The 12,132-nt window shown below is 42.1% G+C and carries 14 protein-coding genes; all 14 read left to right on the top strand.

Annotated elements, in window-relative coordinates:
- Nucleotides 1–2 precede the first annotated feature (2 nt).
- On the top strand, nucleotides 3–899 hold the full coding sequence (flgL, locus tag BSI_RS19725; protein WP_003235447.1) for a flagellar hook-associated protein FlgL: 897 nt from the start codon (nucleotides 3–5) through the stop codon (nucleotides 897–899).
- A 46-nt stretch (nucleotides 900–945) separates the two neighbouring features.
- Nucleotides 946–1,509 carry a DUF6470 family protein gene (locus BSI_RS19730; protein ID WP_003235445.1) on the top strand — a complete coding sequence of 188 codons (564 nt, stop codon included), beginning with the start codon at nucleotides 946–948 and terminating at the stop codon, nucleotides 1,507–1,509.
- Between the two features lie 32 nt (nucleotides 1,510–1,541).
- On the top strand, nucleotides 1,542–1,973 hold the full coding sequence (gene fliW / locus BSI_RS19735; RefSeq protein WP_003235444.1) for a flagellar assembly protein FliW: 432 nt from the start codon (nucleotides 1,542–1,544) through the stop codon (nucleotides 1,971–1,973).
- Nucleotides 1,967–2,191 carry a carbon storage regulator CsrA gene (gene csrA / locus BSI_RS19740; protein ID WP_003235443.1) on the top strand — a complete coding sequence of 75 codons (225 nt, stop codon included), beginning with the start codon at nucleotides 1,967–1,969 and terminating at the stop codon, nucleotides 2,189–2,191. Before fliW ends, csrA begins: the two co-directional genes overlap by 7 nt.
- 143 nt (nucleotides 2,192–2,334) lie before the next feature.
- Nucleotides 2,335–3,246, top strand: coding sequence for a flagellin Hag (hag, locus tag BSI_RS19745; RefSeq protein WP_003235442.1), 912 nt, complete (start codon nucleotides 2,335–2,337; stop codon nucleotides 3,244–3,246).
- A gap of 243 nt (nucleotides 3,247–3,489) precedes the next feature.
- Nucleotides 3,490–3,819: a flagellar protein FlaG gene (flaG, locus tag BSI_RS19750; RefSeq protein WP_003235441.1), complete on the top strand. Its 330-nt coding sequence runs from the start codon at nucleotides 3,490–3,492 to the stop codon at nucleotides 3,817–3,819.
- Between the two features lie 17 nt (nucleotides 3,820–3,836).
- Nucleotides 3,837–5,333, top strand: coding sequence for a flagellar hook-associated protein 2 (locus BSI_RS19755; RefSeq protein ID WP_003235440.1), 1,497 nt, complete (start codon nucleotides 3,837–3,839; stop codon nucleotides 5,331–5,333).
- Between the two features lie 21 nt (nucleotides 5,334–5,354).
- Nucleotides 5,355–5,756, top strand: a complete 402-nt coding sequence (gene fliS / locus BSI_RS19760; protein WP_003235439.1) for a flagellar export chaperone FliS — start codon at nucleotides 5,355–5,357, stop codon at nucleotides 5,754–5,756.
- Complete coding sequence (gene fliT / locus BSI_RS19765) at nucleotides 5,753–6,094, top strand: flagellar protein FliT (protein ID WP_003235438.1); 342 nt, start codon at nucleotides 5,753–5,755, stop codon at nucleotides 6,092–6,094. Before fliS ends, fliT begins: the two co-directional genes overlap by 4 nt.
- Nucleotides 6,095–6,103: 9 nt before the next feature.
- Nucleotides 6,104–6,481 carry a DUF8042 domain-containing protein gene (locus BSI_RS19770; RefSeq protein WP_003235437.1) on the top strand — a complete coding sequence of 126 codons (378 nt, stop codon included), beginning with the start codon at nucleotides 6,104–6,106 and terminating at the stop codon, nucleotides 6,479–6,481.
- Between the two features lie 189 nt (nucleotides 6,482–6,670).
- Entirely contained in the window at nucleotides 6,671–7,240 is a 570-nt protein-coding gene (gene hpf, locus BSI_RS19775; protein ID WP_003235436.1) for a ribosome hibernation-promoting factor, HPF/YfiA family, read from the top strand.
- A gap of 168 nt (nucleotides 7,241–7,408) precedes the next feature.
- Nucleotides 7,409–9,934, top strand: a complete 2,526-nt coding sequence (gene secA / locus BSI_RS19780) for a preprotein translocase subunit SecA (RefSeq protein ID WP_003235435.1) — start codon at nucleotides 7,409–7,411, stop codon at nucleotides 9,932–9,934.
- Nucleotides 9,935–10,002: 68 nt separating this feature from the next.
- Nucleotides 10,003–11,104 (top strand): peptide chain release factor 2 gene (gene prfB / locus BSI_RS19785; protein ID WP_100206186.1). Its coding sequence is split into 2 segments (ribosomal slippage): nucleotides 10,003–10,074 and nucleotides 10,076–11,104, totalling 1,101 coding nucleotides; the frame shifts between segments, so codons are not numbered across the junction.
- Between the two features lie 165 nt (nucleotides 11,105–11,269).
- Nucleotides 11,270–12,115 carry a YitT family protein gene (locus tag BSI_RS19790; protein ID WP_019259595.1) on the top strand — a complete coding sequence of 282 codons (846 nt, stop codon included), beginning with the start codon at nucleotides 11,270–11,272 and terminating at the stop codon, nucleotides 12,113–12,115.
- Nucleotides 12,116–12,132 lie beyond the last annotated feature (17 nt).

The raw sequence follows: 12,132 nt of genomic DNA, 5'->3' as shown, positions 1-12,132 counted from the left end.
AAATGAGAGTAACACAAGGCATGATTCAGCAAAACTCATTGAGATATATCGGTTCAAGCTACTCGAAGCTGGATAAACTTCAATCACAGATTTCATCAGGGAAAAAAATCTCAAAAGCGTCCGACGATCCTGTAGTAGCAATGAAAAGCTTAAAATATAATACGCAATTGTCTCAAGTGCAGCAATATCAAAGTAATGCTTCTCAGGCCTTTACATGGCTCGAAAACACAGAGACGAACATTACTGAAGGAATTGACATTTTATCAAAAGTCAAAGAATTAGCTGTTCAAGCTCAAAATGACACAAATGGTGAAGCGGAGCGGCAAGCAATTGGTGTAGAAGTGAAGCAGTTAAAGGAACAGCTTTTAAATATTGCGAATACACAAGTGAACGGCAGATATATCTTTAATGGCACAAACTCAGACAAGCCTCCCGTTACAGATAACGGAGACGGAACTTTTACAATCTCTGATACTGCTGATGTCATTGTCAATATCTCTAATAATATGACATTAAAAGTGAATTCAGATCCAAAGTCAGCTTTTGGGGGCACTTCTGAAAGCGGACAGAATGTGTTTGAAATGCTTGACTCATTTGAGAAAGCACTTAGTTCAGGTTCACTAGATGGCATGGATAGCGTTTTAAATGATATTGAACAATTTTCTGAGGGCATGAGTGCTGAACGTTCTGATCTTGGAGCGAGGTATAATCGTCTTGAACTGATTAATACAAGACTCTCAGCTCAGGAAGAAACAGCTACAAAAGTGTTATCAGACAATGAAGATGTAGAACTGGAAGAAGTAATAACTGAATTTATTGCGCAGCAAAGCGTGCATAGGGCTACTCTGGCTGTAAATGCGCAAATTGTTCAGCCTACATTGATTGACTTTTTAAAGTAAGCGGCTCTTAGGAGTTCGCTTTTTTTATAGTTTAGGAGGTAGAGTGATGCAAATTCCCAGATTGATTATGCATAGTGTTCAAGGGAAAATTGGTTTAACAACGACGCCTGCCAGCTTAAAAATGGAGCAGCCGCAAGCCGATTTAGATATCGAACAGCCAAGCGCGGAAATGGAAATATCAGTGACACCTGGAAAACTCACGATTGACCAAACGCAAGCATGGGAAGAATTAGACAGAAAACATATATTCAAAAGAATCGAAGAAGCCGCCCAGCAAGGACATGAGGATGTCATGGAGGGAATAGCCCGCACTGCAGAAGAAGGGGACGAGCTTATGAGAATTGAAAATAAGGGGAACCCAATCGCTTCACAAGCAAAGAGGAACTCTGAGATGCACCAAATTCAATTAGGCGAAAATTATGCTCCTTCTCTTTCAAGGGTGAAAATACAATATACCCCGTCACAGCTTGATATTCAGATTACGCCGCGAAAGCCTGTTATTCAGGCTGAACCGCATAAACCAATTGTTGAATATACGCCGGGGAACGTTAAGGTTGACATGCTCCAATACCCTGATTTAAATATAGATGTAGAATACCCGAAAGAATAACTCGAAAAGTAAAAAGAAAAGGATCGTGAACAATGATCATTCATACTAAGTACCATGGCCAAATGAACGTAAAAGAAGAACAAATCATTCTTTTTGAAAACGGGATTCCAGGCTTTTTAGAAGAAAAACAGTTCGTCATTCTTCCGCTTTCAGAAGACTCTCCATTCGTGGCACTGCAGTCCGTCACTTCAGAACATCTTGCGTTCATCGTTGTAAGTCCGTTCATCTTTTTTAAGAATTATGAGTTTGATCTTGATGAATCAACTGCTGAACTTTTGGATATCGATAATATTGAAGACGTAGAAGTTATGACAATCTTGACCATGGCAGAGCCATTCGAAAAATCTACTGCCAATTTATTGGCCCCCATTATTGTGAATCGCAAGAACATGATGGCTAAGCAAGTCGTTTTACACGACTCCTCATATACGACAAAGCATCCGATTGGAGGAGAATCATGCTAGTTTTATCGCGGAAAATAAATGAAGCGATTCAAATAGGTGCTGATATTGAAGTAAAAGTGATTGCGGTTGAGGGTGATCAAGTGAAACTTGGAATTGAAGCCCCAAAGCATATTGATATTCACAGAAAAGAAATTTACTTGACCATTCAGGAAGAAAATAACCGTGCAGCAGCGTTATCCAGCGATGTGATCTCCGCATTATCCTCACAAAAAAAGTGAGGATTTTTTTATTTTTGTATTAACAAAATCAGAGACAATCCGATATTAATGATGTAGCCGGGAGGAGACGCAAATACTCCGCCAGTTACAAAAAATGAGGCACAAGGACGTGCCTAAAAACATATTCAGGGAGGAACAAAACAATGAGAATTAACCACAATATCGCAGCACTTAACACACTGAACCGTTTGTCTTCAAACAACAGTGCGAGCCAAAAAAACATGGAGAAACTTTCTTCAGGTCTTCGTATCAACCGTGCAGGAGATGACGCAGCAGGTCTTGCGATCTCTGAAAAAATGAGAGGACAAATCAGAGGTCTTGAAATGGCTTCTAAAAACTCTCAAGACGGAATCTCTCTTATCCAAACAGCTGAGGGTGCATTGACTGAAACTCACTCTATTCTTCAACGTGTTCGTGAACTAGTTGTTCAAGCAGGAAACACAGGTACTCAAGATGGTACTGACCTTCAAGCAATCCAAGACGAGATCTCTTCACTTGTTGAAGAAATCGGCGGTGGCAGTGGAGCAAATGGTATTTCCGATCGTACTGAGTTTAACGGTAAAAAACTTTTAGACGGTACTTTCAGTTCTACTGGTACTAATAAGCTTACATTCCAAATTGGAGCAAACGGTGGTCAACAGCTTTCTGTTAATATCGAAAGCATGGCTGCTACTGCTATCGGAGCAGTAGATGGTGGTGGAGCTCTTGTTGCTGGACAAGCAGTTTCAAATATCAATGTGAAAAACTTTGCGACTACTGCAGCGGACGCAGCTGGCGGATTCAACGAACAGCTTAAAATCGTTGACGATGCTATTAATACAGTTTCTACTCAACGTTCAAAACTTGGTGCGGTACAAAACCGTCTTGAGCACACAATCAACAACTTAAGCGCTTCTGGTGAAAACCTGACAGCTGCTGAGTCTCGTATCCGTGACGTTGACATGGCTAAAGAGATGAGCGAGTTCACAAAGAACAACATTCTTTCTCAAGCTTCTCAAGCGATGCTTGCTCAAGCGAACCAACAGCCTCAAAACGTACTTCAATTGTTACGTTAATTTTAAAAAAGACCTTGGCGTTAGCCGGGGTCTTTTATTTTATATTTCTAACTCCTAATCATTCCCCTTGCTGTCTCTAACCTTTCGTTAGCTCATGATATAATAATCGAATTCTCCACCTGCTTTATAAATGTATTTCCAAACAAGAAATTTAAAACGAATGAGTTTTTTTCCAAAAATATGTGTAATCTTATCTCGGTTTAGTCGATATAAACGATAGATTGGGGCATAGGGGATGATCAATTGAATATTGAAAGGCTCACTACGTTACAACCTGTTTTTGATCGTTATGATACTCAAATACATAACCAGAAAGATCATGAGAGTGAGGTTCCTGTTCATCAAATTTCATATACCCATCTTGCTGAAATGGTAGGGGAAATGAACAAGCTTTTGGAACCTTCGCAAGTTCATCTGAAGTTTGAGCTCCATGAAAAGTTAAATGAATACTATGTAAAGGTAATAGAGGACTCTACAAATGAAGTCATCCGCGAAATTCCGCCGAAACGGTGGCTTGATTTTTATGCGGCTATGACTGAATTTCTTGGGTTATTTGTAGATGAAAAAAAGTAGATTAGGAGTGGTTTGAAATGGTCACGAGAATAACAGGTCTGGCGTCAGGAATGGATATAGATGATATCGTATCAAAGCTGATGCAGACAGAAAGAGCGCCGCTTGATAAGCTGACACAAAAAAAACAGACTCTTGAATGGCAGCGTGACAGCTATCGTGAAGTAAACTCAAAAATAAAAGAATTGCAAGATTATATGTCTAAAAATACGTTGACATATCCGAGTACGTATCAGAGCAAAACTGTGACCAGCTCCAATGAGTCTGTGTTAACTGCTACAGGAAGCGCAAGTGCACCAAACTCTTCTTCTACTGTTGAAGTAGCGAGCTTGGCAACCGCAGCAACGTATAAGGCAAATAATTATACGGGATACACACAAGGCGATTATAATTTGGCATTTAACGTTGTTGCGCCTGGCGAGACAACGGCAAAAACAGTAAACATCAGTGTGACGAGTGCTGATACGATTGATAATGTGATTTCTAAAATTAACAGCTCAGATCTAGGAATATCAGCATTTAAAGATAAAATTTGGAATGGTACAGAGTATGTAGAAACGATAGCGTTTTCTTCTAAATCAACAGGCGCAGGAGGCAGCATACAGGCAGCAGACTCTGCTACAGCAGGCTTTATGTCAGGTCAGCTTGGTTTTTCTTTGGACGCTGATAATAAGCTCACTGCTTACAAAGAAGGAACAAATGCAAAAGTCACTATTAATGGCTTTGAAATGGAGAAGCTGACAAACAATTTCACGGTTAATGGCGTTACCTACTCAATTAAAAATACAACTGCAGCCACAGGCCCTGTTACAACTTCTGTTTCGACTGATGTTGACGGAATTTATAACCAAATTAAAGAGTTTGTAGATAAATACAATGAATTGGTTGACAGCCTAAATGAAAAGCTGCATGAAGAGAAATACAGAGACTATACTCCGCTGACGAGTGAACAAAAAGAAGCAATGTCCGATAAAGAGGTAGAACTCTGGGAGGAGAAGGCAAAAAGCGGTTTGCTGAGAAATGATACCAGCATAAGCACTGGTACGAACCAAATGCGGTCTGATTTTTATTCTCAAGTAAATACGGATGGGAAAACTTATCAATTAACTGAATTTGGCATCACAACCTCAAGTGCGTACCAATTGCGAGGACATTTGGAGATTAATGAAGACAAACTGAAAGCCAAAATACAAGAAGATCCGCAAAGTGTCGCCGCTTTATTTACAAGCGGAACGAACAGCAGCAACTATAGTGAAAAAGGAATTATGAAACGCATCGGTGACACACTCAAAAGTACAGTGAAAAGCATTGAAGCAAAAGCCGGTAACTCGACAATGGGAACCAATGACTACTCAATCGGCAAAAATTTAAATACGATTAGTACGGATATCACCAAAATGCAGGACAGATTGAATACGATAGAAAACCGCTATTATAAAAAATTCAGTGCAATGGATTCTGCGATTCAAAAGATGAACGAACAAGCGTCCTATTTATCACAGCTTCTTGTACAATAAATGTAATTTGGAGGATGACACATGGCGATCCAAAATCCTTATACAGCCTATCAGCAAAATTCAGTAAATACCGCTACACCCGGTGAACTGACGCTTATGCTATATAATGGTTGTTTGAAATTTATAAGACTTGCATCTCAGGCGATTGAGAATGATGATATGGAACGTAAAAATGAAAATCTGATTAAAGCGCAAAATATCATTCAGGAATTAAATTTTACACTTAACCGTAACATAGAGCTTTCCGGTTCCATGGGTGCGATGTACGATTATATGTATCGAAGATTGGTACAGGCAAATATCAAAAATGATACGAGTATGCTGGCTGAGGTTGAAGGTTATGTAACAGATTTTCGCGATGCTTGGAAACAAGCTATGCAAAGTGAACGGAAGGACCGGCACGGATCAGGCGGGATCGCATGAAAAACATAGATCAACTATACACTGAGACGAAGAGTATGCTGTCACACATACAAGATACACCGGAAAGCGATGAACTTTTAAAGCAAATTGAAGACTTTGTTGCTAAACGGTCTGAACTTATTCAGGAGATATCTCTGCCGCTTTCAGAAGAGGAACAAAAGCAGATGAAGCTAGTCCTGACATGGGATCAGCAAATTGTGAAGGAAATGGAGAGACTGAAGCAGTCAATCGCAGCAGAACTCCAGCAGGTAAAAAGAAAACGTGCGATGCATACGACGTATTTAAATCCTTATAACAACATCACGATTGACGGCAGATATTATGACAAGCGTAAATAGGTGAGTGCCTTGAAAAGCATTGAAGATTATACGCTTTTATCAGCTTATTATCATCTTCTTTTTACCATTGAGGAAGGGCTGTGTTATTTGATAGAGGCTGAACAGAATTTATCAAAAACAGAAGGGGATCGGATCTACCAAGATCTGATCCAAGCCTTTTTTCATTTGGATTCAACACATTCAACACTTCTCTTTGTTATGAATACGCGGTGCGCTGAAATTTGCGTTAAAGCATTTGACGAAATTTTTGCGGAGTTTGATCAATTGGTTTCTTTCTCTTTTCCCTCCCATGAGTTCTGTGAGTATTTAAAAGAACATTTTTTGATTCATTATAGAAAATGGATGCTGTCCATTCATAAATGCATGGAGCCCTTTGTAATCAATTAGGCGAGGGTGAGGTATTTGTTTCGTACCATCAGCATATACATATACCTCCGAACCGCTGATATAGCAGCAAATACAACACAATTCGACAAAGTTCACTGAATTTTCACAAAAAGTTTACGTTTCAGCAGGAATTGTGAAGGGTAAAGGAGAAATAGATACATATCCTTAATAAAAGGGAGGCGTTCTTTGATGAACTATAACATCAGAGGAGAAAATATTGAAGTGACACCCGCGTTAAAGGATCATGTCGAGAAGAAAATCGGCAAGCTGGAGCGTTATTTTGACCATAGCGTGAATGCCGATGTGAACGTCAACTTGAAGTTTTACAATGACAAGGAGTCTAAAGTTGAGGTTACGATTCCAATGACAGATCTGGCGCTTCGGTCCGAGGTGCATAACGAGGATATGTACAACGCAATTGATCTCGCAACAAACAAACTGGAACGTCAAATTCGTAAGCATAAAACGAAAGTAAACCGTAAATTCCGTGAGCAGGGCTCTCCAAAATATTTATTGGCAAACGGCCTTGACTCTGATACAGATATTGCGGTTCAGGATGAAATAGAAGAGGATGAGAGCTTGGACATTGTCCGTCAGAAACGCTTTAATTTAAAGCCGATGGATAGTGAAGAAGCGATCTTGCAAATGAATATGCTCGGCCATAATTTCTTTGTTTTCACAAATGCGGAAACAAACCTTACAAATGTCGTGTACCGCAGAAATGATGGGAAATATGGCTTGATTGAACCGACTGAATAATGAAGAGCAGCCTTCCGTGATGTCCGCGGAAGGTTTTTGTTTTTCTTATTTGCAAATTCTTTGGAAATAACAAAAGGTATGATATGATAATGAGAGGTATACATGGACTAGTAAATTATTTATACATGCCTGCAAAAACAGGCATGTGAAGATAGAGGAGCGTTATAAATGCTTGGAATTTTAAATAAAATGTTTGATCCAACAAAACGTACGCTGAATAGATACGAAAAAATAGCTAACGATATTGATGCGATTCGCGGAGACTATGAAAATCTCTCTGACGACGCGCTGAAACATAAAACAATTGAATTTAAAGAGCGCCTTGAAAAAGGGGCGACAACTGATGATCTTCTTGTGGAAGCATTTGCTGTTGTTCGGGAAGCTTCACGCCGCGTAACCGGCATGTTTCCGTTCAAAGTCCAGCTCATGGGGGGCGTGGCGCTTCATGACGGAAATATCGCGGAAATGAAAACAGGGGAAGGGAAAACGTTAACGTCTACTCTGCCTGTTTATTTAAATGCGTTAACAGGTAAAGGCGTACACGTCGTGACTGTCAACGAATATTTGGCAAGCCGTGATGCTGAGCAGATGGGGAAAATTTTCGAGTTTCTCGGTTTGACAGTCGGCTTGAATTTAAACTCAATGTCAAAAGACGAAAAACGGGAAGCTTATGCTGCTGACATTACTTACTCCACAAACAACGAGCTTGGCTTCGATTATTTGCGTGACAATATGGTTCTATATAAAGAGCAGATGGTTCAGCGCCCGCTTCATTTTGCGGTAATAGATGAAGTTGACTCTATCTTAGTCGATGAAGCGAGAACACCGCTTATCATTTCTGGACAAGCTGCGAAATCCACTAAGCTGTACGTGCAGGCAAATGCTTTTGTCCGTACGTTAAAAGCAGAGAAGGATTATACGTATGATATCAAAACAAAAGCTGTTCAGCTTACTGAAGAAGGAATGACGAAGGCGGAAAAAGCATTCGGCATCGATAACCTGTTTGATGTGAAGCATGTCGCGCTCAACCACCATATCAACCAGTCCTTAAAAGCTCACGTTGCGATGCAAAAGGACGTTGACTATGTAGTGGAAGACGGACAGGTTGTTATTGTTGATTCCTTCACGGGACGTCTGATGAAAGGCCGCCGCTACAGTGAGGGGCTTCACCAGGCGATTGAAGCGAAGGAAGGGCTTGAAATTCAAAATGAGAGCATGACCTTGGCGACGATTACGTTCCAAAACTACTTCCGGATGTACGAAAAGCTTGCCGGTATGACGGGTACAGCTAAGACAGAGGAAGAGGAATTCCGCAACATCTACAACATGCAGGTTGTCACAATTCCTACTAACCAGCCTGTTGTCCGTGACGACCGTCCGGATTTAATTTACCGCACGATGGAAGGAAAGTTTAAGGCGGTTGCGGAGGATGTCGCACAGCGTTACATGACGGGACAGCCTGTTCTTGTCGGTACGGTTGCTGTTGAAACGTCTGAGCTGATCTCTAAGCTGCTCAAAAACAAAGGGATCCCGCATCAAGTATTAAACGCCAAAAACCATGAACGTGAAGCGCAGATCATTGAAGAGGCCGGCCAAAAAGGCGCAGTTACGATTGCGACAAACATGGCGGGTCGCGGAACGGACATTAAGCTTGGCGAAGGTGTAAAAGAGCTTGGAGGCCTAGCTGTTGTCGGAACGGAACGCCATGAATCACGCCGGATTGACAACCAGCTCCGGGGACGTTCTGGACGTCAGGGAGACCCGGGGATCACTCAATTTTATCTTTCTATGGAAGATGAATTGATGCGCAGATTCGGAGCTGAGCGGACAATGGCGATGCTTGACCGCTTTGGTATGGATGATTCCACTCCGATTCAAAGCAAAATGGTATCCCGCGCGGTTGAATCGTCTCAAAAACGCGTTGAAGGAAATAACTTCGATTCACGTAAACAGCTTCTGCAATATGATGACGTTCTCCGCCAGCAGCGCGAGGTCATTTATAAGCAGCGCTTTGAAGTAATCGACTCTGAAAACCTGCGTGAAATCGTTGAAAATATGATCAAGTCTTCTCTCGAACGGGCAATTGCTACCTATACGCCAAGAGAAGAGCTTCCTGAGGAGTGGAAGCTTGACGGTCTTGTTGAGCTTGTTAACGCGACTTATCTTGATGAAGGCGCACTTGAGAAGAGTGACATCTTCGGCAAAGAACCGGATGAAATGCATGAACTCATCATGGATCGCATCATGACCAAATATGATGAAAAAGAAGAAAAATTCGGTGAAGAGCAAATGCGCGAATTTGAGAAAGTCATTGTCCTTCGCGCCGTCGATTCAAAATGGATGGACCATATCGATGCGATGGATCAGCTTCGCCAAGGGATTCACCTTCGTGCTTACGCGCAAACGAACCCGCTGCGTGAGTATCAAATGGAAGGCTTTGCGATGTTTGAGCATATGATTGAATCAATTGAGGACGAGGTCGCAAAATTTGTGATGAAAGCTGAGATTGAAAACAATCTGGAGCGCGAAGAGGTTGTACAAGGCCAAACGACGGCTCATCAGCCTCAGGAAGGCGATGAAAACAAAAAAGCGAAGAAAGCACCGGTTCGCAAAGTGGTTGATATCGGCAGAAACGCGCCATGCCACTGCGGAAGCGGGAAAAAATATAAAAATTGCTGCGGCCGGACTGAATAGTTCGCTCAGGCAAGGGTACTGACCGCGGCGCCTGTGGCGCCCGCGGATCTTTTAATGAGGTGAATGGAATGGAATTATCAGAAATCAGAGCAGAGCTCGAAAATATGGCTTCTCGTTTAGCGGACTTTAGGGGGTCTCTTTGACCTCGAATCAAAGGAGGCCCGCATTGCTGAGCTAGATGAACAAATGGCTGATCCGGAATTCTGGAATGATCAGCAGAAAGCCCAAACGGTCATAAATGAAGCAAATGGTTTAAAGGATTATGTCAATTCCTATAAAAAATTGAATGAATCCCATGAAGAACTGCAAATGACTCATGACCTTCTGAAAGAAGAGCCGGACCAGGATCTCCAGCTAGAGCTTGAGAAAGAGCTAAAGGCATTAACTAAGGAGTTCAACGAATTTGAGCTTCAGCTTCTTCTCAGTGAACCGTATGATAAAAACAACGCAATTTTGGAGCTGCACCCGGGTGCGGGCGGTACAGAGTCACAGGATTGGGGCTCTATGCTTCTCAGAATGTACACTAGATGGGCTGAGCGCCGCGGTTTTAAAGTGGAAACACTCGATTACCTTCCAGGTGATGAGGCCGGAATTAAGTCAGTCACATTGCTGATTAAAGGCCACAACGCTTACGGATATATCAAGGCGGAAAAAGGCGTTCATCGTCTTGTGCGGATTTCCCCGTTTGATTCTTCAGGCCGCCGCCATACATCATTCGTATCGTGTGAAGTCATGCCTGAATTTAACGATGAGATCGATATTGATATCCGTACGGAGGATATTAAAGTTGATACGTACCGTGCAAGCGGAGCGGGCGGACAGCACGTCAATACGACGGATTCAGCCGTTCGGATTACTCACTTACCGACGAATGTGGTTGTGACGTGCCAAACGGAGCGCTCACAAATTAAAAACCGTGAAAGAGCCATGAAAATGCTGAAGGCCAAGCTGTATCAGCGCAGAATTGAAGAACAGCAGGCAGAGCTGGATGAAATCCGCGGTGAACAAAAAGAAATCGGCTGGGGCAGCCAAATCCGTTCTTACGTATTCCATCCGTATTCCATGGTAAAAGACCATCGGACCAATACAGAAATGGGTAACGTTCAAGCGGTAATGGACGGAGACATTGATACATTTATTGATGCCTACCTGCGTTCTAAGCTTTCATAAGCAGAAAACACACCTGATGTATACAGGTGTGTTTTTTAATTCCTTCATATCCTTGATTTCACTGCTGCTTTAGCATATTACCACTGTGTTTGGGTGTTATTTACATCTAATCAGGGAAGGATTAAAATGCTATCGGAGAGCATTGGAAGAAACGGAGGATATATGATGGATGTACGGAATCAAACACTTCGGGTTTTGCGGGATTATGTATACATATTAATAGGAGCAGCGATTACAGCCGTGTCCTTTAATGTATTTTTGCTTCCAAACAAGATTGCAGCCGGCGGTGTCAGCGGAATCAGTACGATTTTGCAGTCATATGGTTTTGAAGCAGCGTTTGTACAGTGGATTATTAATATTCCTTTATTTATTGCCGGTGTCATTTTGCTCGGCGGTAAATTTGGGCTTAAGACGCTTGCGGGTTCTGTTTTTTTGCCCCTTGTTGTGTTTTTGACAAGGGATATTCAGCCCGCCACCCATCATGAGCTCCTTGCAGCGATTTTTGGCGGTGTCGGCATTGGTGTGGGAATTGGCATTGTGTACTTAGGGAAAGGCTCGACGGGAGGAACGGCCTTGGCTGCACAGATCATTCATAAGTACTCCGGTCTGTCGCTGGGGACGTGTCTCGCAATCATTGACGGATTGATTGTCGTTACGGCTATGATCGTATTTAATATTGAGCAAGGCTTATATGCCATGCTTGGCGTCTTTGTGTCCAGCAAAACCATTGATGTCGTTCAAGTCGGCTTCAATCGTTCAAAAATGGCGCTCATTATTACAAAGCAGGAGCAGGCTGTCAAGGAGGCCGTTTTGCAGAAGATTGACAGAGGCGTGACGAAAATTTCCGCGGTCGGCGGATATACTGACGATGACCGCCCAATTTTAATGTGCGTGGTTGGGCAAACTGAATTCACCAAATTGAAACAAATCGTCAAACAGATTGATGAGTCAGCTTTTGTGATTGTGGCGGATGCAAGTGAGGTGCTGGGCGAGGGTTTCAAACGTGCTTAAACGAGGTTATAATATGG

It is taken from the genome of Bacillus inaquosorum KCTC 13429 (assembly GCF_000332645.1).
In the GTDB taxonomy this organism is placed as follows: Bacteria; Bacillota; Bacilli; order Bacillales; family Bacillaceae; genus Bacillus; species Bacillus inaquosorum.
The sequence above is the reverse complement of the archived record's forward strand: the minus strand, read 5'-3'. Positions and strand labels throughout refer to the sequence as shown.